At 51.2% G+C, this 20,816-nt stretch carries 23 protein-coding genes and 1 tRNA gene; all 24 read left to right on the plus strand.

Annotated elements, in window-relative coordinates:
- The first annotated feature begins 38 nt into the window (after nt 1-38).
- The 24 genes from EDC32_RS16260 to EDC32_RS04940 all read left to right on the plus strand — a co-directional run bounded on the left by EDC32_RS16260 (nt 39) and on the right by EDC32_RS04940 (nt 20,763).
- Complete coding sequence (locus EDC32_RS16260) at nt 39-203, plus strand: hypothetical protein (RefSeq protein WP_022738452.1); 165 nt, start codon at nt 39-41, stop codon at nt 201-203.
- A gap of 152 nt (nt 204-355) precedes the next feature.
- Entirely contained in the window at nt 356-1,834 is a 1,479-nt protein-coding gene (gene spoIVA, locus EDC32_RS04835) for a stage IV sporulation protein A (protein ID WP_132220201.1), read from the plus strand.
- A gap of 173 nt (nt 1,835-2,007) precedes the next feature.
- Nucleotides 2,008-2,283, plus strand: coding sequence for an HU family DNA-binding protein (locus EDC32_RS04840; RefSeq protein ID WP_022738455.1), 276 nt, complete (start codon nt 2,008-2,010; stop codon nt 2,281-2,283).
- A 156-nt stretch (nt 2,284-2,439) separates the two neighbouring features.
- On the plus strand, nt 2,440-3,003 hold the full coding sequence (gene folE, locus EDC32_RS04845) for a GTP cyclohydrolase I FolE (RefSeq protein ID WP_022738456.1): 564 nt from the start codon (nt 2,440-2,442) through the stop codon (nt 3,001-3,003).
- Between the two features lie 77 nt (nt 3,004-3,080).
- A tRNA-Pro gene (locus EDC32_RS04850) sits at nt 3,081-3,157 on the plus strand.
- 103 nt (nt 3,158-3,260) lie between these two features.
- Nucleotides 3,261-3,476 carry a trp RNA-binding attenuation protein MtrB gene (mtrB, locus tag EDC32_RS04855; RefSeq protein ID WP_022738457.1) on the plus strand — a complete coding sequence of 72 codons (216 nt, stop codon included), beginning with the start codon at nt 3,261-3,263 and terminating at the stop codon, nt 3,474-3,476.
- A gap of 424 nt (nt 3,477-3,900) precedes the next feature.
- Nucleotides 3,901-4,620, plus strand: a complete 720-nt coding sequence (locus tag EDC32_RS04860) for a heptaprenyl diphosphate synthase component 1 (protein ID WP_132220202.1) — start codon at nt 3,901-3,903, stop codon at nt 4,618-4,620.
- A gap of 34 nt (nt 4,621-4,654) precedes the next feature.
- The gene (locus EDC32_RS04865; RefSeq protein ID WP_132220203.1) at nt 4,655-5,374 is read left to right on the plus strand and encodes a demethylmenaquinone methyltransferase; all 720 of its coding nucleotides are present in this window, start codon (nt 4,655-4,657) and stop codon (nt 5,372-5,374) included.
- A gap of 26 nt (nt 5,375-5,400) precedes the next feature.
- Nucleotides 5,401-6,270: a UbiA-like polyprenyltransferase gene (locus tag EDC32_RS04870; RefSeq protein ID WP_132220204.1), complete on the plus strand. Its 870-nt coding sequence runs from the start codon at nt 5,401-5,403 to the stop codon at nt 6,268-6,270.
- Nucleotides 6,267-6,866, plus strand: coding sequence for a UbiX family flavin prenyltransferase (locus tag EDC32_RS04875; RefSeq protein ID WP_132220205.1), 600 nt, complete (start codon nt 6,267-6,269; stop codon nt 6,864-6,866). The genes EDC32_RS04870 and EDC32_RS04875 overlap by 4 nt, the downstream gene beginning before the upstream one ends.
- A complete protein-coding gene (locus EDC32_RS04880) occupies nt 6,863-7,708 on the plus strand; it encodes a menaquinone biosynthetic enzyme MqnA/MqnD family protein (RefSeq protein ID WP_132220206.1) in 846 nt (281 codons plus the stop codon). The genes EDC32_RS04875 and EDC32_RS04880 overlap by 4 nt, the downstream gene beginning before the upstream one ends.
- A 17-nt stretch (nt 7,709-7,725) precedes the next feature.
- A complete protein-coding gene (locus EDC32_RS04885; protein WP_132220207.1) occupies nt 7,726-8,697 on the plus strand; it encodes a polyprenyl synthetase family protein in 972 nt (323 codons plus the stop codon).
- 99 nt (nt 8,698-8,796) lie between these two features.
- On the plus strand, nt 8,797-9,240 hold the full coding sequence (gene ndk, locus EDC32_RS04890) for a nucleoside-diphosphate kinase (protein WP_132220208.1): 444 nt from the start codon (nt 8,797-8,799) through the stop codon (nt 9,238-9,240).
- Nucleotides 9,241-9,396: 156 nt separating this feature from the next.
- On the plus strand, nt 9,397-9,573 hold the full coding sequence (locus tag EDC32_RS16265; RefSeq protein WP_022738470.1) for a hypothetical protein: 177 nt from the start codon (nt 9,397-9,399) through the stop codon (nt 9,571-9,573).
- Nucleotides 9,574-9,785: 212 nt separating this feature from the next.
- The gene (gene aroC, locus EDC32_RS04895) at nt 9,786-10,946 is read left to right on the plus strand and encodes a chorismate synthase (protein ID WP_132220209.1); all 1,161 of its coding nucleotides are present in this window, start codon (nt 9,786-9,788) and stop codon (nt 10,944-10,946) included.
- Nucleotides 10,946-12,040, plus strand: a complete 1,095-nt coding sequence (gene aroB / locus EDC32_RS04900) for a 3-dehydroquinate synthase (RefSeq protein ID WP_132220210.1) — start codon at nt 10,946-10,948, stop codon at nt 12,038-12,040. The genes aroC and aroB overlap by 1 nt, the downstream gene beginning before the upstream one ends.
- A gap of 525 nt (nt 12,041-12,565) precedes the next feature.
- Nucleotides 12,566-14,092, plus strand: coding sequence for an anthranilate synthase component I (trpE, locus tag EDC32_RS04905; protein ID WP_132220211.1), 1,527 nt, complete (start codon nt 12,566-12,568; stop codon nt 14,090-14,092).
- Nucleotides 14,089-15,117, plus strand: a complete 1,029-nt coding sequence (gene trpD / locus EDC32_RS04910) for an anthranilate phosphoribosyltransferase (RefSeq protein WP_132220212.1) — start codon at nt 14,089-14,091, stop codon at nt 15,115-15,117. The genes trpE and trpD overlap by 4 nt, the downstream gene beginning before the upstream one ends.
- The gene (gene trpC, locus EDC32_RS04915; protein WP_132220213.1) at nt 15,107-15,889 is read left to right on the plus strand and encodes an indole-3-glycerol phosphate synthase TrpC; all 783 of its coding nucleotides are present in this window, start codon (nt 15,107-15,109) and stop codon (nt 15,887-15,889) included. Before trpD ends, trpC begins: the two co-directional genes overlap by 11 nt.
- On the plus strand, nt 15,886-16,569 hold the full coding sequence (locus EDC32_RS04920; RefSeq protein WP_132220214.1) for a phosphoribosylanthranilate isomerase: 684 nt from the start codon (nt 15,886-15,888) through the stop codon (nt 16,567-16,569). The genes trpC and EDC32_RS04920 overlap by 4 nt, the downstream gene beginning before the upstream one ends.
- The gene (trpB, locus tag EDC32_RS04925; protein ID WP_132220965.1) at nt 16,520-17,722 is read left to right on the plus strand and encodes a tryptophan synthase subunit beta; all 1,203 of its coding nucleotides are present in this window, start codon (nt 16,520-16,522) and stop codon (nt 17,720-17,722) included. The genes EDC32_RS04920 and trpB overlap by 50 nt, the downstream gene beginning before the upstream one ends.
- A gap of 2 nt (nt 17,723-17,724) precedes the next feature.
- Nucleotides 17,725-18,522 carry a tryptophan synthase subunit alpha gene (trpA, locus tag EDC32_RS04930; RefSeq protein ID WP_132220215.1) on the plus strand — a complete coding sequence of 266 codons (798 nt, stop codon included), beginning with the start codon at nt 17,725-17,727 and terminating at the stop codon, nt 18,520-18,522.
- 33 nt (nt 18,523-18,555) lie between these two features.
- The gene (gene hisC / locus EDC32_RS04935) at nt 18,556-19,650 is read left to right on the plus strand and encodes a histidinol-phosphate transaminase (protein WP_132220216.1); all 1,095 of its coding nucleotides are present in this window, start codon (nt 18,556-18,558) and stop codon (nt 19,648-19,650) included.
- Between the two features lie 6 nt (nt 19,651-19,656).
- Nucleotides 19,657-20,763, plus strand: a complete 1,107-nt coding sequence (locus EDC32_RS04940; RefSeq protein ID WP_132220217.1) for a prephenate dehydrogenase — start codon at nt 19,657-19,659, stop codon at nt 20,761-20,763.
- Nucleotides 20,764-20,816: the final 53 nt, after the last annotated feature.

A 20,816-nucleotide genomic window follows, 5' to 3' on the forward strand; every position in this document is an offset into this window, starting at 1 on the left:
ATGGAATGACAAGTGTGTGGAAGGGGTGGAATCAAACCATGGCGAGTTTATGGTTTCATCTCATTGTCATACCAGGCATTTTCTTGTTGGGCCATCTTACAGGATCAGTCAAGGTGGCAGGCTTCCGGACGCGGACGGTGCTAGTGAAAGGCAAACCTTCTCCTGTGCGTGGGAAGGTGAAAAAAAGAACCGAAACGGGATAACTCCCTCGGCGGCTCTATTTTTTTAGGCAAAGATTCATATTGGGAAAAGGCATTCATATATTAGTAGTGTCAAAGGAAGGGTCCGGAGGGGGGATAGCCTTCGCACCGGCGACAGATCCAGAAAAGAGGGCGATTTTGAAGGAGGGACTTTCGTGGAGAAAGTAGATATCTTGAAAGATATTGCAGAACGGACAGGAGGAGACATCTACCTGGGTGTGGTCGGTGCGGTGCGCACCGGTAAATCGACATTTATCAAACGGTTCATGGAACAGGTAGTGATTCCCAACATTGAGAATGAAGCCGACCGTACGCGGGCAACAGATGAACTGCCTCACAGCGGCGCGGGGAAAACGATCACAACGATCGAACCCAAATTCGTGCCAAACCAAGCGGTCCAAATACACGTAGATGAGGGGTTGGACGTTAATATCCGGCTGGTTGATTGTGTCGGTTACGCGATTGATGGCGCCAAAGGCTATGAAGATGAAAACGGACCGCGCATGATTAGCACGCCTTGGTTTGAAGAGCCGATACCGTTTCAGGAAGCGGCAGAAGTGGGCACAAGAAAGGTGATCCAAGAACACTCCACCGTGGGGATCGTCATCACCACGGACGGCTCAATCACCGATATACCGCGCGAATCTTATCAAGAAGTGGAAGAGCGCGTGATCAATGAATTGAAAGAAGTGGGCAAACCGTTCATTTTGTTGTTGAACTCGACCCGTCCCTACGGCGAACAGGCGCAACAGCTGCGGGCAGAACTGGCGGAGAAATACGATATTCCTGTTTTGCCTGTCAGCGTGGCGACGATGAGCGAAGAAGACATCCTCAGCATCATGCGAGAAGTGTTGTATGAATTCCCGGTTCATGAAGTGAACGTCAACCTGCCCAGCTGGGTCATGGTGTTAGATGAAGAGCATTGGTTGCGGCGGGACTTCGAAAATTCCGTACGGGAGACGGTGAAAGATATCAAGCGCTTGCGTGATGTGGATCGGGTAGTCGGCCAATTTTACGATTACGAATTCATTGAAAAAGCAGCTTTATCCGGGATGGATATGGGGCAAGGGATCGCCGAAATCGATTTGTACGCGCCAGACGCTTTGTATGACCGGGTGTTGCAAGATGTGGTGGGCGTTGAAATCCGCGGCAAAGATCACTTGTTGGAATTGATGCAAGAATTCAGCATCGCCAAGCGAGAATACGACAAAGTGGCGGATGCAATTAAGATGGTGCGCACAACGGGCTATGGCGTGGCGCCGCCTGCTTTGGAAGAGATGACCCTGGATGAGCCGGAGTTGATCAAACAGGGGAGCCGGTTTGGCGTAAGGCTTAAGGCGACGGCACCGTCCATCCATATGATTCGCGTCAATGTGCATTCTGAGTTTGCGCCTATCATCGGCTCAGAAAGACAGAGCGAGGAGCTCTTAAACTACCTGATGCGCGATTTTGAACAAGATCCTAACAGCATTTGGGAAACAGATATTTTCGGCCGTTCACTCAACCAAGTCGTTCGGGAGAGCATCCAAGCTAAATTGGCGATGATGCCGGAGAACGCGCGGTATAAACTGCAAGAAACACTGGAACGGATCATCAACGAAGGATCGGGCGGATTGATCGCCATAATCTTGTAAATGTTCGACCATAAGCGCTGAAAAAGCGCTTTTTTTGTTTCCAAACAGAGAAATCGCAAAGATTCACTTGAACTTCCCATAAGTCTATATTAGTATAGGATTGTCCCGCGCAAAGAATCTTCTTTCGCGGATCGCTTAAAGCGATAGCTGTGGATGTTTTAGGAGGTGCGGTTATGAATAAGACCGAACTAATCAATAAAGTGGCAGAAGCTACTGAAATGACGAAAAAAGACGCTGCAAAATCTGTTGAAGCTGTATTTGAAGCGATCACTGAAGCTCTGCGCACAGGTGACAAAGTACAACTCATTGGCTTCGGTAACTTCGAAGTGCGTGAGCGTGCGGCTCGCAAAGGTCGCAACCCGCAAACAGGTGAAGAAATCGATATTCCTGCAACCAAAGCACCTGTATTCAAACCAGGTAAGCAGCTGAAAGAAGAAGTAAACAAATAAGCAGGACGAAGTACATAAGAATGACCTGCTAAAAAGGCCTCTAAACTGAGGCCTTTTTCCTTTTTCTTTTTTCGCTTGGGGATTGTGATATAATATAGCTGTTTACAGTTGTTGAGAATATAACTGAGCAGATGTTATTTGGATGGAGGAACAACAATGATCGATCATCGCAAAATTGAGGACGCGGTGCGCATGATTTTGGAAGCGATCGGCGAAGACCCAAACCGCGAAGGTTTATTAGATACACCGGCCCGTGTGGCACGCATGTATGCTGAAATTTTTTCGGGTTTGAACGAAGATCCCAAAGAGCATTTTTCAGTCGTGTTTGGAGAAGATCATGAAGAGCTGGTGCTTGTCAAAGACATCCCCTTCTTCTCCACTTGTGAGCACCATTTGGTTCCTTTCTTCGGCAAAGCGCATGTAGGCTACATACCGCGTGGAGGACGGGTCACAGGATTGAGCAAATTGGCGAGAGCGCTTGAAACGGTAGCCAGACGCCCGCAATTGCAAGAGCGGATTACAGCTACGGTAGCTGATTCAATCATGGAAAAATTGGACCCGCACGGGGTGATCGTCGTCGTGGAAGCGGAGCATATGTGCATGACTATGCGGGGTGTAAAAAAACCGGGATCCAAAACGATCACATCGGCGGTGCGCGGCGTGTTTGCTGAAGATTCGGCAGCCAGAGCAGAGGCGCTCAGCTTGATTGGATTAAAATAAAAAAATAAAAAAGATCCTTGACACATATGCAAGCGTGCAATATACTAATACTTGTCGATGCGCAATCACATAGTTATCGGGCTATGGCGCAGCTTGGTAGCGCGCTTGCATGGGGCGCAAGAGGTCGTCAGTTCAAATCTGGCTAGCCCGACCATATAAAGACCCTTCCTCATGGAAGGGTCTTTTTTATTGCATTAAGCGCAAAGTTCCATGTTAAACTATCATGACGGATAGAATAGGAAGAGGAGGGATAAAGGATGAATGGATCCGCTGACTATATATTGATCAAAGCGAAAGAAAACGGTGTCAACGTCATCGGTCTTACCCGAGGGAAGGACACTCGTTTTCATCATTCAGAGAAACTTGATAAAGGCGAAGTCATGGTCGCGCAATTTACCGAACATACATCGGCTGTAAAGGTGCGTGGCAAGGCGACGATTATCACGCCTTTTGGCTCCGTGGATACGGACTAAGGAGCCTCTGTCTTCTCTTCCTTTTGCAAAGATGATAAAGGGAGGGAAGAAACGTGTATGCATGTTGTGCGGATGTTGGCGCTTCCGCGTGTCGGCCACGTCGATGGTGTGCTCCACTCGCGTCTTCGCACGCCTCGTGGTTCAAACAGGACGACAATGTGCATCGACTGCGGTTGCTTGTCTACGGTCTAAACTGCACTTGGAGCACTGATCGAAGCAAAAAAACGGTCGCGTGTCGGTAAAGCCACCGCTGGGCGCCGGCGGGGCTTTGGTGCAAAAGGAGACTGGAAAAGTTGACCACAGTCAACGTTTTTTCAGCAAACAATTAGAGAATAGGGAAAACAATGGAAACATCTATCCCGATTAAAAGTATGGTATACTATTCGCAGTGCCTGAACTTTATGGTTTTTGGGGGAACGTTTGCATGTCGTCCATACATAAAGAAGAATTGAACTGGATCATCGATGCGATTGATGGTTTGTCCACGCCTTCGTATCTGAAACAAATCATTGGGAGACCCACGATCCCTGTTTTTTTTGTGCGCGTTTTGCAATTGATGTTAAAATCATTGCATGTGCCTGAAGAACGGGCGCAGATCTATGCATTTGCGGTCACCTTGCTCGATATGGGGCAAGTGATGCATGATCGTGTCACGGTCGATTCGCAGCCCGAACCTGACGCGCATCGCAAACAGCAATTATATGTTCTGGCTGGAGATTATTTCAGCAGCATCTTTTACCAACAGCTGGCCAAGCATCAAGAGACGGAGGGGTTAGCCTTTCTGTTGGAAGAGATTGGCCGAATGAACGAGAAGAAAATGACTTTTCACATGGCACAAGAAACGTTCGCTTCAAAGGTGGAAGAATGGGAGCAGATGCGGGAAATATCGGGTGGTCTTTTGATGGCGCTAGCCGATTTTTTTCATGCGGATCAGCCCGAGCCAACGCCGTGGCGTGACATTGTGAAGGAATTGATGGTGCTCCGCTACATCAAGGACAGCGGTGCCTCGTGTGATACGGAGGCCGAGATCGCGTGGGTTCAAAGCGCTTCGCAACGCCTTAACGAGGCCACTGCCAAGCTGGAGGATGATCTTGTTAAAGATGAGCTCAACATTCTTATTAGAGAGGCAATGCCTTTCACTTGAAGCAATTGAGCGGTGAAAGGGAGTGGACAAGACCATGAGGGATAAGTCAGAGAAAGCGAAATTCGTTTTGCAGGTTTTTGAAAGCATCGCCAAAGATTATGACCGCATGAACACCTTGTTGAGCTTTTATCAGCACAAGCGTTGGCGCAAGTTTGCCATGAAAAAAATGGCTGTGAAACCGGGCGACACGGCGATCGACGTCTGTTGCGGCACGGGGGATTGGACGATATCGCTGGCAATCGCTTCGCAAACGGGTCGGGTGGTCGGCTTGGATTTTAGCGACAATATGTTGCAAGTGGCGGAGCGGAAATTGTCTGAAAAAGGGCTCAGGCAACAGGTTGAATTGGTGCGGGGAGATGCGATGCAATTGCCGTTTCCGGACAACAGCTTCGACCACGCTACCATCGGGTTCGCTCTTCGCAACGTGCCAGATGTGGTGCAGGTGCTCAAAGAGATGAAACGGGTTGTCAAACCGGGGGGACAAATCGTATCGCTGGAGTTGTCCAAACCGACTTGGCCCCCGTTTCGCGCGTTGTATTACTTTTATTTCGAGCGTATCTTGCCGTGGTTGGGCAAGCTCTTCGCCAATCGGTATGAACAGTACCGCTGGCTGCCGGAATCCTTGATCCATTTCCCTGACTATGAGGAGCTGGCGCGGATCATGAGGGAAGAAGTCGGGTTGGACGAAGTCGAGGTGTACCCGCTCACAGGTGGCATCACGGCGTTGCATGTCGGGCGAAAAGCCGGCCAATGAGAGATGAAACGAAGGAAGATGGTAGGATGAACTTGGTGCATAAGTTGAAAGTTGTATTAGAAATGATTAAGTTTGAACATACCATATTTGCCCTGCCCTTCGCTTATATGGGAGCCGTTCTCGGCAGTTTGGAAGTGCGCGGGGTTCTTCCGAGTTGGGCGGAAATTGGTTGGATCACATTGGCGATGGTGGGCGCGCGCAGTGCCGCAATGGCTTTGAACCGTTTGATTGACCGACATATCGACGCGAAAAACCCCCGCACCAAAAATCGGGCCATTCCAGCAGGGTTGGTTTCTGTCCCGTTTGTATGGGGGTTTATCGTCGTTTCATTTGCTATGTTGTTTGTTGCCGCATTCCAATTAAATATGCTGGCGGTCAAATGTTTGCCGTTGGCTGTGTTTTTTCTGATGTTTTATTCATACACCAAGCGCTTCACTTGGACATGCCACTTTTTCTGCGGCCTGTCGAGTGCATTGGGAGCCATCGGTGGCTGGGTGGCGACGACGGCGCAAATCGATGTGACATCAATCGTCCTATATCTCACTGTGGCTTTGTGGATTGGGGGATTTGATGTAATTTACGCTTGTCAAGATGTGAAGTTTGACCGAGAGGAGCGGTTGTTCTCCATTCCCGCTAGATTTGGCATCGCGCCCGCGTTGTGGATTTCGGGATTGATGCACGTGTGCACTGCTGTGGGTTTGATAGCGCTCGTCTATATGACTTCACTTGGCGCGTGGTATACGGTGGGGGCGTTGATTGCTATCGCCATTTTGGTGTATGAGCATGCCATTGTGAAGCCGAATGATTTGTCTCGCTTAAATACTGCTTTTTTCACCATGAACGGTGTGTTGAGCGTGTTGATCTTTGTATTTACGATGTTGGATGTGTTTTTATGAGTCACAAACGCCTGATTTTGGGGATGACCGGAGCAAGCGGCGCCCCGTATGGATTATGCATCTTAGAGGAATGTTTAAGGCAGGGGCATACTGTGCATCTCGTCGTATCTGAAGCGGGATGGAGAGTGTTGATGGAAGAGCACGGATGGGAAGTGCAGGAGCGGGAACGTTGTTTTACCAAACTGTACGGACACCTGCCAGGCACACTCGTCTACCATCCATTGAAGGATATTGGTGCGACGATTGCTTCCGGTTCCTTTCAGACAGACGGCATGATTGTCGCTCCTTGTTCCATGGCGTCATTGGCCAAGCTGGCTCACGGCCTGTCATCCAATTTGTTGGAGCGGGCCGCCGATGTCATGATTAAGGAAAACAAGCCGCTCATCATTGTTCCGCGAGAGACGCCACTGTCTGCAATCCATTTGGAAAACATGCTCAAACTATCACGATGCGGGGTTTCCATCGTGCCAGCGATGCCCGCATTTTATCACCAGCCTTCCTCCATCGAGGATATGGTGCGGTTTGTGGCCGGAAAAGTGCTTGATCTGCTTAAGATTGACCATCAATTGTATCAACGTTGGGAGGGTGGACGATGAAACCGATTCGAATCGGAAGGATCGCATTCACCAATATCTTGCCGATCTATCAATATTTTGATGATCGGGGGCTTGATGTGGAGTGGATCCGCCAGGTGCCCAGTTTGCTTAACCGCGACATGGCGGCGGGAAACATCGACATGAGCCCTATCTCGGCATTTGCTTATGCCGAACATGCTGATGAGTATGTTTTGATGCCCGATTTGTCGATTAGTGCGATGGGCCCTGTTGGCTCCATTTTTCTGTTTACCAAAGGAGATCAACTTCATGATTTGGACGGAAAAACCATTGCATTAACCAATACGTCGGCTACTTCTGTGGCGCTTTTGAAAATCGTCCTGGAGAAATTTGCAGGGGTCCGTCCAAATTATGTCACCATGGCCCCATCGTTGGAAGAAATGATGAATGTAGCCGATGCAGCTTTGTTGATCGGTGACGATGCAGTAAAAGGCAAATGGAACGGTTCGGCATACCGAATGTATGATTTGGGTGAAGAGTGGATGAAGCAGACGGGATTGAGCATGACTTACGCCGTCTGGGCGGTAAGGCGCGCCATCGCTGAATCGCGCCGAAACGATTTGGAAGAGATTTACCTGCGTTTCATGCAAGCCAAAGCGGAAGGTCGGAAGAACTTGACTCCCGCGATTGAGGAGGCCATGCGTCAATTGGGAGGCGATGTGGCTTTCTGGAAAGCATATTTTGAGGGCCTTTGTTACGATTTTGGCGAAAAGGAAAAGCGGGGACTGCAAACCTATTTCCGCTATGCTGCAGACTTGGGACTGTTGCCATCCAATGTGGAAATCCACATGCTGGATTTACCAGCGAGTCTAGGCATGCGCTGATCAGGGTGAAGTGGATAATGAATCTACAAGAAATATATGAAGAGAAAAAAAAGGAGTTAGCACAGATCGAGCGAGCGCTGGCCTGTGCCATCCACACCGATCACGACATGTTGCGCAAGACCTCCAACCACCTGCTGGAAGCGGGGGGGAAACGGGTGCGCCCCGTCTTTGTGTTGCTGGCCGGTTCGTTCGGTTCCTATGATTTTGAGCAGTTGCAAAAAGTGGCCGTAGCATTGGAGTTGATCCACATGGCCACCCTCGTGCATGACGATGTGATCGACAATGCGGAAACCCGCCGCGGCCGTAAAACGGTCAAGGAAGAATGGGACAACCGGATTGCCATGTATACCGGTGATTACATTTTGGCCTGTGCATTAAAGGAACTGACGGCTTTGGGGGAGTATCCCGTGCAGGAAAGACTGGCAACAGCCATGATTCGCATGTGCTTGGGGGAGATTGCGCAAATCGAGGATCTATTCAGCGAAGTGTTGAGTTTGAAAAAGTATTTGCACCGGATCAAAAGAAAGACGGCTTTGCTTATGGCAACCAGCTGCCAACTGGGAGCGATGGTCTCTGATGTTCCCCCTGCTTTGGAACGGGCCGTTACTGCGTACGGTTATTACGTGGGAATGGCTTTTCAGTTGACTGATGACGTGCTTGATTTCATGGGGGATGAGAAAACATTGGGTAAGCCAGCCGGGAGCGATCTGGAGCAAGGCAATGTGACATTGCCGGTCATCTATGCGCTGAACCATGGCTCGGAGGAAATCAGGCAGGCGATTCTCACTTACCTGCGTTCCAAAGGGGAGTCAGGATCGCTTAAAGAGATTCTCGATATGATCCGGACCAGCGGTGGGATCGAATATACTATGGACTTGTCGCGCAGGTATATGGACAAAGCTTTTAGCTGTCTGGAAAAACTGCCCGCCACGGCTGAACGGGAATCTCTCCGAATGATTGCGGAATTTATTTTGCGCCGTTCCTATTGAGTCATGGGGATGGTTGCGTTTACATCCCATTCCTGTTACAATTTTCATGCACCAATCGGTGTGAACTGATACATAGCATGAAGTGGAGGAACAACGGGTATGGAGAAAACATTTATCATGGTGAAGCCTGACGGAGTGCAACGTGGGCTAATTGGTGAAATTGTTGCTCGATTTGAGAAAAAAGGTTTTCAGTTAGTCGGTGCTAAATTGATGACCGTTTCCCGTGAATTGGCTGAAGAGCATTACGCTGAACATAAAGAGAGACCGTTCTTTGGAGAACTGGTTGATTTTATCACATCCGGCCCTGTGTTCGCGATGGTGTGGCAAGGGAACAACGTGATCGCTACTGCTCGTCAAATGATGGGCAAAACCAATCCTGCTGATGCTCTGCCAGGAACCATTCGCGGTGATTTTGGCGTGAATGTTGCGATGAACATCGTGCATGGCTCCGATTCTCCGACAAGCGCAGAGCGGGAGATCGCGCTGTGGTTCAATGAAGCAGATGTGAACGAATACGAAAAAACGATCAATCGCTGGATCTAATGTTCCTCGACATGAGGCGCGGCCAATAGGCCGCGCTTTTGTTTGCCATCCGTGTGTCGCGCTCTTTTAAGTGCGGTTGAAATAATGGAAAATACCGTCTATTTCCCTCAAGTTTTGTCCAGACTGGATGTTAACTTAGCAAAGGGGGAATGCAGATTGGATATTCCACTCAGCGTAGATGAAGTGGCGGCCAAAATCAGACAAATGGCAGAAAACGGCCAGCCGCTCGGAAAAAAGAAGGTGAAGCAAGCCGATCCCGACTTGATGCAAAGCGCGCTTTATTATTACCCAAGTTGGGAGCATGCTGTTCGGCAAAGCGTGGGCGGCGAGTGAGCTATAGGTGCTCACCATGCCGCGACAAGGCACCCGCGAGCGAAGGTTAGAAAGCAGGCTCGTCGGGATTTTACAATCACCCGGTTCCATGCGGAACCGGGTGATTTTTATTAAATCTTATTTTTAACTGATCGAAACTATGGTATGATTACTAACAAATTTTTTATTGTTTGTTTCATGTGTGAGCTTAGATTAGGAGAGGACGATGAGAGATGAGGTATTTAACGGCGGGAGAGTCACACGGCCCTCAATTGACATTGATTGTGGAAGGTTTACCAAGCCATGTTCCTTTTGACAAAAAGAAAATTGACCATCAACTGGCGCGCCGCCAAAAAGGGTATGGCCGCGGGCGTCGGATGCAGATTGAGAAAGACCAAGTGCAAATTTTATCCGGCGTTCGTTTCGGTGAGACGACAGGTGCCCCGGTGGCGTTGGTGGTTGAGAATAAAGACTGGACCCATTGGAAGAAAGTGATGAGCATTGACCCCCTTCCAGAAGAAGCAGAAAAACGTCGCATCTCGCGGCCCCGTCCCGGGCATGCCGATTTAAACGGTGCGATCAAATATGATCACCGTGATATGCGCGATGTACTGGAACGTTCCAGCGCGCGAGAGACGACGATGCGAGTGGCTGCAGGTGCCGTGGCGCGATTGATCTTGGAAGCGTGCGATATCCGTGTGGGCGGCCATGTGCTACGCATTGGCAGTGTCGAAGCGAAGCGGCTGGATTTGCCGTGGGAAGAGTGGACTGCGCGTGCAGAGGAATCCCCTGTGCGCTGCTTGGATCCCCATGCTGAACAACAGATGATGGCACTCATTGACCAAGCCAAAAAAGAGGGCGACTCCCTGGGGGGCATCGTGGAAGTCATCGTGGAAGGCGTTCCGGTGGGGCTAGGTAGCCACGTACATTGGGATCGCAAATTGGACGCGCGCATTGCGCAAGCGATTGTGAGCATCAACGCCTTTAAGGGAGTTGAGTTCGGCATTGGCTTTGAAGCGGCTCACCGCCCAGGCTCCGAAGTGCATGATGAAATCGAATGGTCGGAAGCTACCGGTTTTACTCGCCGCACTAATCGATTGGGCGGCTTTGAAGGAGGGATGACCACAGGAGAGCCGATTGTCGTTCGCGGGGTGATGAAGCCCATTCCTACCCTATACAAACCGCTGAATAGTGTGGATATCGATAGCAAAGAGCCTTTCGCCGCTAGCATTGAGCGGTCGGACAGCTGTGCGGTTCCAGCGGCGTGTGTCGTGGCGGAGAATGTCGTGGCCTGGGAAATTGCCTGTGCGCTACTTGAGAAATTTCCAGCTGATACATTGGATGAGTTGAAAGAACAACTGAATCGTTACCGTGAAAGGGTGTTGAGATTCTGATGCGCACTTTGACGGTGAACACGTCTAATCAGTGTTACCCCATTCATATCGGCCGGGGCACCTACCAGATGTTGCCTCGCCTGATGAAGGAAGTGGGTGTCGAAAAGGACCGCAAGCTGATGGTGATTACTGATAGCTCTGTCGCTCCCTTGTATGGCCAGGCACTCCAAGCGTCATTGCGTGCGGAAGGATATCAGATAGGGATGACGGTTTTTCCTGCCGGCGAAGAGAGCAAAAACTTAAGCGTGGTTGAGCGAGTGATTGGTGATTGCTTGCAGTTCGGCCTTGACCGCGGTAGCGTTGTGCTGGCTTTGGGCGGCGGTGTAGTGGGGGATTTGGCCGGGTTTGTTGCTGCCACCTATATGCGGGGCATCCCTTTCATCCAGTTGCCGACCACCTTGTTGGCGCATGACAGTAGCGTGGGTGGGAAAGTAGGCGTCAATCATGCGTTGGGTAAGAATTATATCGGAGCATTTCACCAACCGCTGATGGTCGTTTTTGATGTCGATGTGTTGCGCTCGTTGCCAGCGCGCCAAGTGCATTCCGGACTGGCGGAAGTGGCGAAGCATGCGCTGATCTGGGATGTCTCGTTTGTGGAGTGGTTGGAAGCCCATGCCGAGGAATTGCTTGCGCTGTCCCCCGAGCGTCTGACGGAAGCGATTTATCGTGGTTGCAAGGTGAAATCCGCCGTGGTGTCGCAAGATGAGAAAGAATTGGGCATCCGTTCAATTCTCAATTATGGACATACCATCGGCCATGCGTTAGAGGCAGTTTCGAGGTATCGTGTGTACACTCACGGTGAAGCGGTAGCGATCGGCATGGCCGGCGCGTCGCGATTAAGTGTCCGTTTGCTGGGCGCACCGAGCGAATTGGTCGATCGGACGGAACAGTTGCTCCGCCGCTTGTGCTTGCCGATCCGGTATGCAGAAAATTGGCCGTTGCCTCAGCTGTTAGAGGCGATGAAAAAGGATAAGAAGGCGCGCGGTGGCCAGTATACTTTTGTTTTGTCGCGCAAGTTGGGACAGGTAGAGATGGTGCGTGGAATCGAGGAAGCCGAAATCGTACAAACATTGAAGGAGATTTCGACACAGTAAATGAAACAAGGGCAGTCGTGCATCAACGAGGCCTGATCTGTGAGCTTGTTGTCTAAAAAATTTTGGAGCGGATGTGTGAATTTGCGCTCCTTTGTCGCTTGTCGAGAAGTGACTCCGTCTCCAAACGCAGGAGCGGGCAAAATCACTGTCTTTTTTAGGATTGTCCGTATTTATTCTGCGATTGGCGCCCGGTTTGAGTAAATCTCCCAGTCGCTACGCGTTCAAATATCTTGCTTAAAGGACGGGCCGTTTATCAAAGAGGCCTGTCCTTTTTTTCGACGTGGGTTGACATTCTGTGGGAACTCGGATAAAGTCTTGATAAGATCAGGTTAGTTTGAGTGAATTGTTGAGTTAATTGAGAGCAGAGTTGAGTGGAGAATAGGATATAGCGTAGTTGAGCTGAGCCAAATGATGAAGAATATGATGACTTCAGTCAGAGCTCGCGTGCTTTGACTTTTTTATTTGTGTTACACCCTCTCTATATCCTTTTCTCCCTTCTCATCATCGAGAAGGAGGGAGCTATCCATGATTTACCCCACGTATGAAGAATGCCAATCTTTTTCTTCCTCTTATTCTTTTATTCCCATATGCAAGACCGTGGTAGCTGATACGGAGACGCCGATCCGGCTGTTTGAACGGGTGAAAGATGACCCTTACGCTTTTTTGTTGGAAAGTGTGGAAGGTGGCGAACGATGGGCACGTTACTCCATGATTGGAGCCGAGCCGATGTGTGTGCTGAAATGCAAAGACAATCAGGTAGTGATAGAAGATGTGCAAGGGTGTCGCACCTTGGACATCACGCATCCGATGCAGTTTTTAAAGGAGTGGTTCAGTCAATTCCAAGCTCCGAAATATGCCCATCTTCCCCCTTTTCTCGGCGGCGCGGTGGGTTATGTCGGATATGAGGCTGTTCGGTTTATTGAACCAACTCGCCCGATCACTCATCCAACCGCAGAGACGCAACATTATGATTTTCATCTTATGGTTGCGGATCGGTTGATCATTTTTGATCACCTGAAGCAGACCGTCACTTTTGTGCAACATCTGGCACTGACTGACGGTGCGTTAGCAGAGGTTCCGCTGTCGGAGAGTTACCGGCGGGCGGTCGAGGAGTTGGAAACTTGGTGTGTAGAGACGTTGCAAGGGCATGCGGGCGGGGAGTTATCTTTTAAGCATGACATATCGCCTGATTCCCAATCGAGCGAAGAATTTGCCAATATCGGCAAGGAAGAATACATGGAGCTGGTGAGGCAAGCACAAGAGCACATTCGGGAGGGAGACATTTTCCAAGTGGTGCTGTCCCGAAAATTTACCCAGCCCCACGCGCCAGATCCGTTCCGCGTTTACCGCATTCTGCGGGTGCTCAACCCCTCTCCTTATATGTACTATCTGCGGTTGGGTAAGGAACAGGTGGTAGGGACTTCTCCTGAACGCATCATCCGTGTGACCGACCGTCTGGCGGAAATCTGCCCTATCGCTGGAACACGTCCACGTGGCCAAAACGAACGTGAAGATCAGGAGATGATGGACGAGTTGCTCAACGATGAAAAAGAAATCGCCGAGCATGTAATGTTGCTTGATTTGGGCCGCAATGATTTGGGACGTGTGGCGGAATATGGTGCTGTGCGCGTCCGGGAGCGGATGGTCATCGAGAAATATTCCCATGTTATGCATCTGGTTTCTCATCTGGAGGCGACTCTGAAAGAAAGAGTACACGCACTGGAAGCTTTTCAAGCTTGTTTCCCTGCGGGGACGTTGTCTGGTGCGCCCAAAATCAGGGCCATGGAGCTGATTCGCCAGTTTGAGCCCGAACCGCGCGGCATCTATGGTGGAGCGATTTTGTACTTGAGCTTCACAGGTAATCTTGATTCGTGTATCGCTATCCGTACCATTCATTTTCAGGATCAGTGCGCCACTGTGCAAGCAGGTGCGGGCATTGTGGCCGATTCAAACCCGGTCGGCGAATACTTGGAAACGTCGCACAAAGCCAAGGGAATGTTGACGGCGTTGGCAATGGCTAAACAGAGCGAATCCATGGAGGCGTTGAGATGATCGCGAACTTGGTGAAAAAAGTCGTTGCAGGGGAGCATTTGACAACGGCAGAAGCGAGACAGGCGATGGAATGTATGATGGAGGGAAACGCAACGCCGGTTCAAATCGCCAGCTTACTCACCTCGTTGCGGATGAAAGGAGAAACGGAGAACGAACTTCTTGGATTTGCGCAAGCAATGCGTTCCTTAGCGGTGCCCCTGCCGTTGCGGTTTGCCGATGCGGTGGATACTTGCGGCACAGGAGGTTCTGGCAGAAAGGCTTTCAATATTTCAACGGCTGCAGCCTTTGTTGTAGCCGCAGGCGGGGTCCCAGTGGTAAAACACGGAAACCGGGCTGCCTCGAGTCAGAGCGGGAGCGCCGATGTACTGGAAGCGATGGGGGTGCAGATCCGACTCGCACCGGAGGAAGCCAACCGACTGCTAGAACAGACGGGATTGGCGTTTTTGTTCGCTCAATTGTATCATCCGGCGATGAAACATGTGATGCCAACCCGCAAGCAATTGGGATTTCGTACGTTTTTTAATCTTTTAGGCCCTTTGTGCAATCCAGCTGGTGTGAATGTGCAATTGGTTGGCGTGTATGATGTGGATTTGACGGAGCCAGTCGCCTATGTGTTGCAACGGTTGGGTATCAAACGCGCCATGGTTGTGGCAGGATTGGATGGCATGGATGAACTGACCAATGCAGCGGAGACGAAAGTGTCCGAATTAAAGGACGGGCACGTGACGACTTATGAGGTATCACCGGAAGCGTTGGGTTTGGAGAGAGTGGCGCGCGAAACCTTAAGCGGTGGCACACCGGACGAGAATGCGGCGTTGATACGGGGCATTTTTGATGGGCGGATTACGGGCGGACCGCGCGATATTGTGGCTTTGAACGCAGGCGCAGCTTTATACTTGGCAGGAAAAGCCCCCACACTGTCTGAGGGAGTCAAAGAAGCGTTGCGGATCATCCGTTCCGGGGCAGCTTGCCGCAAGCTGGCAGAAGTGATTCGCTTGTCAAAGGAGGTTGCCCATGTTTCTTGATAAGATTCTCACCCAAAAGCGGTTGGAAGTGACACAGTTGACCCAGCGCTATACGAAAGAGCGTTGGGAACAGGCGGAGCGGATGCCGAAAGGGATTTCCTTGGCAGAATGTTTGTGTGCCGAAAAGGAATTGGGAGTAATCGCCGAGATCAAACCGGCGTCTCCGTCAAAAGGCATTATTCGCGAACAGGTGGACCCGGTTCCGATTGCTATCGCTTATGAGGAAGGCGGAGCCAATGCCATCTCCGTGTTGACGGATGCCGTTTTTTTCAAAGGCTCTGCTTCCAACTTGGTGAAAGTAAAAAAACGCGTTGCTTTGCCCGTCTTGCGCAAAGATTTTATCATTGATCCGCTTCAAGTCTTGGAAAGCAAGTTAATCGGCGCCGACGCCATCTTGTTGATCGTGGCCGCGCTTGACAGAGAGCGGCTACAGCTACTCAGTGAAACGGCTCACCGCTTGGGAATGGAAGTGTTGGTTGAAATCCATGATGAACGGGAGATCGATGATGCACTCGCTTGCCAGGCGGATGTGATCGGCATCAATAACCGTAATTTAGTGACCTTTGAGACGGACTTGGCCGTGACAGAACGATTGCGGCCGCTCCTCCCGACCCACCTTCCCGTCATCGGCGAAAGCGGAATCCATGCGCCCAAAGATGCCAAACGGATGCGCGAAGCAGGCGTTAAAGGGATATTGGTTGGTGAATATCTGATGCGTCAAGCGGATCCAGTGCGAGCGCTCTCAGAGTTGAAGCAGGCGGGGTCGGCATGACGGGTATTAAGTTGTGCGGGTTTCAAACGGTGGAAGACGTGCGCTTGGTATCTGGGCTCCCTATCGAGTTGATCGGATTCGTCATGGTCCCCGGCCGGCGGCGGACAGTTTCCTTAGACCATTTGCCGGAAATGTTGTCAGCCGTGCCGGCAGGCATAAAAAAGGTGGCTGTGTTGAAAGATGCCCCCCTTGCGGTTGCTGTAACATGGCAAACCCGATATTCGTTTGATGTGTTGCAGTTGCATGGAACCGAGCCTCCTGCTTATTGCGAAACATTGAAAAAGATGGTGGGGATCCGTCTCTGCAAGGTGTTTGACGCTTCAGCGAGACCGGTGTCAGAAGCAGGGCTGCCGGATTATGCGCCATGGATTGACTGTATCCTGCTGGATTCGGCCCAAGGTGGCTCTGGCAAATCATTCGACTGGACAGGAATTCCCCAGTGGCAGGAAGCGGCAAAAGCGTATGGCCTCCCTGTGTGGGTGGCCGGTGGATTGCATCCTGGCAATGTAGGCGCCTTGATCGGGAGATACGGCCCAGATGGGGTAGATGTGTCCAGCGGCATTGAGACGGATGGCCGCAAAGACGGCCTGTTGATAAACCGATTTGTGGAAAGGGTGATGGCGAGTGGTGATGAGGAAGAGCGCGGCGGAGGAACGGAGGGCGTCTTGGAGATACGGTGAGTTCGGGGGGCGCTTCGTGCCGGAGACAACGATGATGGCCTTGGCGGAACTTGAGCAAGGATTTGCAGAAGCGGTGCGTGACGAGGGATTTATTATGGAATACAAGAACTTGTTGCGTCATTATTCGGGGCGGCCAACTGCCTTGACGTTTGCCTCTCGCCTGACGGAGGAGATCGGCGGAGCTAAAATCTACTTGAAACGGGAAGATTTGAACCACACGGGAGCCCACAAAATCAATAATGCCTTAGGGCAAGCTTTGTTGGCCAAGCGGATGGGCAAAAGGAAAGTGATCGCCGAAACCGGAGCGGGTCAACATGGCGTGGCATCAGCGACTGCCGCCGCTTTGTTGGGACTGGCATGTGAAGTGTATATGGGTGAGGAGGATGTGCGTCGTCAACAGCTCAACGTGTTTCGCATGGAGCTTTTGGGAGCAAAAGTGATTCCAGTCACGTCTGGTACACGCACTCTCAAAGATGCCACCAATGAAGCGTTGCGCCGTTGGGTGGCGGAGGTGGACAGCACCTTTTACTTATTGGGTTCCGCTGTGGGTCCTCACCCCTATCCGGCGATAGTGAAGTTCTTCCAACGCGTTATCGGTGATGAGGCTAGGCAACAAATGTTAGAACGGGAAGGAAAGTTGCCGGAAGATGTAGTGGCGTGCGTGGGCGGCGGTAGCAATGCGATTGGCATGTTCGCCGCTTTCTTGGATGAGTGGAAGGTGAAATTGCATGGTGTAGAGGCGGCAGGGCAAGGCATTGGAACCGATTACCATGCGGCATCTCTGACCAAAGGCCGACCGGGAGTGCTACATGGCATGTACAGTTATTTTTTGCAGGATGAAGCGGGGCGCATCTTGCCAGCCCACTCTATTTCCGCCGGATTGGATTACCCTGGTGTGGGGCCGGAACATGCATATCTGAAAAATAGCGGCCGGGTGCGATATACGTCGGCGACAGATGCTGAAGCGATTGAAGCGGTGCAGCTTCTATGCCGGACGGAAGGAATTTTGCCGGCGCTGGAATCAGCTCATGCCATTTCGGAAGGGGTCAAGCTGGCTAAAATGCGGCGCAAAGGAGACATTGTGTTGATTTGCCTGTCCGGACGCGGCGATAAAGATGTGGAAACCATACGCCAAGCGATGGAGGTGGAGTGAGGATGACGGCGCTGGATGTAAGATTGCGGAAAGCAGAGCAATATTTTATTCCTTTTATCATGGCGGGAGATCCCTCGTTGGAGGTGACCAAGCGAATTCTTCGTTTGTTACAGGAAGAAGGGGCGGCAGCGATCGAGCTGGGTGTTCCGTTTTCCGATCCGATGGCGGATGGGCCGGTAATCCAAGCAGCGTCTGAACGAGCGCTCAAAAAGGGTGTCACGCTCCAAGACGTGTTGCGATTAGGCGAAGAGTTGCATGCAGAAGGCTTTCACACTCCTTTGATCCTGTTCACTTACTTTAATCCCGTGTTGCACTATGGGGTGGAGGCCTTGGTGGAAGATGCGAAAGCAAGCGGATTTGCAGGAATGATTGTGCCTGATCTTCCCCATGAAGAAAGCGCACCGCTCAGGCGGATTGGCAATCGATGTGCTTTTCCCATCATTCCGCTTGTAACGCCGACGTCAAAGGAGCGGATCGAGCAGATTGTGGCTGATGCGGAGGGCTTTGTGTATTGCGTCTCCTCCTTGGGTACAACCGGTATGAGACAGTATTTCGCTGATGATGTAGAAGCGTTTTTGGATACGGTGCGAGCGGCGAGCCCCGTACCAACGGCGGTGGGGTTTGGTATCTCCACTGGAGAGCATGTGCAACGTTTTCGCCGTCATGCCGACGCCGTCGTGGTGGGGAGCGCGCTGGTTGGGAAAATAGAGGAATGCCGTTCCGATTTGCTTGATCCGAACCGAATCGACCATGCGCTGGCCTCTTTCTCACGATTTGTCAGACAGTTGAAATCAGAGTAAGATAAGTGGAAAAGGGATGAGAGGAGCATAGATATGCAACCAAAAGCATCGGTGAGGGGTCTTCCCTTGTACAAGCCTGGCAAGTCGCTCGAAGAGGTCAAGCGGGAGTTGGGGTTGGAAGATGTGATCAAGCTCGCTTCCAACGAGAACCCGTTTGGATGCTCTCCGCGGGTGTGGAAAGCTTTGGAGGAAATCAAAGGGGAATTTCAATATTATCCTGAAGGAGCCGCCCCAGAACTGCGGGAGAAGCTGGCGGAGCATCTGGAAGTGGATCCGCGCCGCTTGATTTTTGGCAACGGCTCTGATGAAATCGTACAAATGCTTGCCCGGACGTATCTTGAACCGGGGGCGGAGTCGGTGATGGCTGATTTCACCTTTCCCCGTTATGACACGGTGACGCGAATCGAAGGAGGAGTTCCCGTCGTTGTGCCATTGCGCGAAGGTGTGCACGATTTAGAGGGTATGCTCGCAGCGATTACCGAGAAGACACGGCTCGTCTGGATCTGCAATCCTAACAATCCGACAGGCACGATTGTCGGCCAGGATGCGTTAAGTGATTTTCTGGATCGGATTCCGCCGCATGTGTTGGTGGTCTTGGATGAAGCCTACTATGAATATGTGACGGATTCGACTTATCCCGACTCTATTTCTCTGTTGGATTACAATCCGCAGATCATCATTTTGCGCACGTTTTCCAAAATATATGGGCTTGCCGCCTTCCGGGTCGGTTATGGCATCGCCCATCCCGATGTCATCGCTGAACTCGAACGGGTGCGTGAGCCGTTTAACGTGAATCGCTTGGCGCAAAAAGCCGCGGCGGCGGCTATAGAGGATGAGGCATTTGTCTTGTACTGCCGCAACCAAAACCGGATGGGGATCAAACAGATGACTGAGAAGTTTGATGAGTGGGGCCTTTCTTATTTCCCGGCTCACGGCAACTTCATCTTGGTCGATACGGGGCACTCCGCTGACGAAGTGTTTCAGCATTTGTTGCACCAAGGTGTGATCGTCCGCTCCGGAGCACACTTGGGCTTCCCTGAACACATCCGCGTAACGGTCGGGAAAAAGGAACAGAATGAACGTTTCTTGGAAGAGTTACACGCATTTTTACAGAAGAGAGGGAAGTGACACAGCATGCCAGATCGCATAGCCGTATTGGGAACCGGATTGATAGGCGGATCGCTAGCGCTGGGATTGAAGGACCGAACAGATGCCATGGTGATCGGTTATGACCGTTCTGACGAGGACTTGGCCTTGGCCGCGACGTTAGGGGCGGTCGATGAAGCGACAACCGATTTGGCAGAAGCGGTTTGTGAAGCGGATATTATCATTATCGCGTTGCCGGTTGGAGCGATCAAAGAGACGATCGATCGGTTGACCAGCTTACCGTTGAAAGCCGCTTGTATTGTCACCGATGTGGGAAGCACCAAATCGGAAATCGTCGCACACGCCCAAAAATTAAAGCAGCAAGACGTCATCTTTATCGGTGGGCATCCGATGGCCGGTTCGCATCGCTCGGGCATGAAAGCAGCTCATTCCCTACTGTTTGAAAACGCCTATTATGTGTTGACCCCGGATCCCGATACGTCTTTGCTGGCTGTGCAAAAGCTGAGTCGCCTCTTGCATTTGGCGACCAAAGCAGAATTGGTGATCATGGATCCGGTTCACCATGACCGAGTGGTGGGAGCCATCAGTCATTTGCCGCACATCATCGCTGCGGGGCTTGTCAATATGGTCGGCGATTACAATGAGCAAAACGAGTGGTTTCATCGGCTGGCGGCGGGCGGATTCCGTAGTTTGACGCGGATCGGCGCCAGCCATCCAGTCATGTGGCGGGATATCCTGCTCTCAAACCGGGAAGAGTTGATCCACCTGCTCGATGATTGGATGTTGCAGATCAACCATATGCGCGATGCCATCCACGAGGGGGATGGGGATCGGATTGAAGCTTTTTTCGCGAGATCGAAGCGGTTACGTGCGCAATTGCCTGACCGTAAAAAGGGCTTGCTCGCGCCTGTGTATGAATGTTGGCTCGATATTCCGGACGTGCCCGGGGAGATTGCGCGCGTCACTGCGATCCTAAGTGAGCAGGGCGTCAATATCAGCAACATTGAAGTGTTGAACAATCGTGAAGAGTTGCCCGGCGTGTTGAAACTGACTTATAAAAAAGAGCATGATTTCAAGCGGGCGGTGGCTTGCCTTAAAGAGGCCGGATACGCCGTGCACGCTGACAGAACGTGATGACGGTAAAAGGCGCAACCCGCCGCATGTACTAATCGGCTTGGAAGTGTGCC

Source organism: Laceyella sacchari (assembly GCF_004343255.1).
In the GTDB taxonomy this organism is placed as follows: domain Bacteria; phylum Bacillota; class Bacilli; order Thermoactinomycetales; family Thermoactinomycetaceae; genus Laceyella; species Laceyella sacchari.

Bases quoted from the DNA above. Each gene is read 5' to 3' on its own strand.
- EDC32_RS16260 (WP_022738452.1), top strand. From the start codon at position 39: ATGGCGAGTTTATGGTTTCATCTCATTGTCATACCAGGCATTTTCTTG.
- EDC32_RS04840 (WP_022738455.1), top strand. From the start codon at position 2,008: ATGAATAAGACCGAACTAATCAATAAAGTGGCAGAAGCTACTGAAATG.
- folE (WP_022738456.1), top strand. From the start codon at position 2,440: ATGATCGATCATCGCAAAATTGAGGACGCGGTGCGCATGATTTTGGAA.
- mtrB (WP_022738457.1), top strand. From the start codon at position 3,261: ATGAATGGATCCGCTGACTATATATTGATCAAAGCGAAAGAAAACGGT.
- EDC32_RS04860 (WP_132220202.1), top strand. From the start codon at position 3,901: ATGTCGTCCATACATAAAGAAGAATTGAACTGGATCATCGATGCGATT.
- EDC32_RS04865 (WP_132220203.1), top strand. From the start codon at position 4,655: ATGAGGGATAAGTCAGAGAAAGCGAAATTCGTTTTGCAGGTTTTTGAA.
- EDC32_RS04870 (WP_132220204.1), top strand. From the start codon at position 5,401: ATGAACTTGGTGCATAAGTTGAAAGTTGTATTAGAAATGATTAAGTTT.
- EDC32_RS04875 (WP_132220205.1), top strand. From the start codon at position 6,267: ATGAGTCACAAACGCCTGATTTTGGGGATGACCGGAGCAAGCGGCGCC.
- EDC32_RS04880 (WP_132220206.1), top strand. From the start codon at position 6,863: ATGAAACCGATTCGAATCGGAAGGATCGCATTCACCAATATCTTGCCG.
- EDC32_RS04885 (WP_132220207.1), top strand. From the start codon at position 7,726: ATGAATCTACAAGAAATATATGAAGAGAAAAAAAAGGAGTTAGCACAG.
- ndk (WP_132220208.1), top strand. From the start codon at position 8,797: ATGGAGAAAACATTTATCATGGTGAAGCCTGACGGAGTGCAACGTGGG.
- aroC (WP_132220209.1), top strand. From the start codon at position 9,786: ATGAGGTATTTAACGGCGGGAGAGTCACACGGCCCTCAATTGACATTG.
- aroB (WP_132220210.1), top strand. From the start codon at position 10,946: ATGCGCACTTTGACGGTGAACACGTCTAATCAGTGTTACCCCATTCAT.
- trpE (WP_132220211.1), top strand. From the start codon at position 12,566: ATGATTTACCCCACGTATGAAGAATGCCAATCTTTTTCTTCCTCTTAT.
- trpD (WP_132220212.1), top strand. From the start codon at position 14,089: ATGATCGCGAACTTGGTGAAAAAAGTCGTTGCAGGGGAGCATTTGACA.
- trpC (WP_132220213.1), top strand. From the start codon at position 15,107: ATGTTTCTTGATAAGATTCTCACCCAAAAGCGGTTGGAAGTGACACAG.
- EDC32_RS04920 (WP_132220214.1), top strand. From the start codon at position 15,886: ATGACGGGTATTAAGTTGTGCGGGTTTCAAACGGTGGAAGACGTGCGC.
- trpB (WP_132220965.1), top strand. From the start codon at position 16,520: ATGAGGAAGAGCGCGGCGGAGGAACGGAGGGCGTCTTGGAGATACGGT.
- trpA (WP_132220215.1), top strand. From the start codon at position 17,725: ATGACGGCGCTGGATGTAAGATTGCGGAAAGCAGAGCAATATTTTATT.
- hisC (WP_132220216.1), top strand. From the start codon at position 18,556: ATGCAACCAAAAGCATCGGTGAGGGGTCTTCCCTTGTACAAGCCTGGC.
- EDC32_RS04940 (WP_132220217.1), top strand. From the start codon at position 19,657: ATGCCAGATCGCATAGCCGTATTGGGAACCGGATTGATAGGCGGATCG.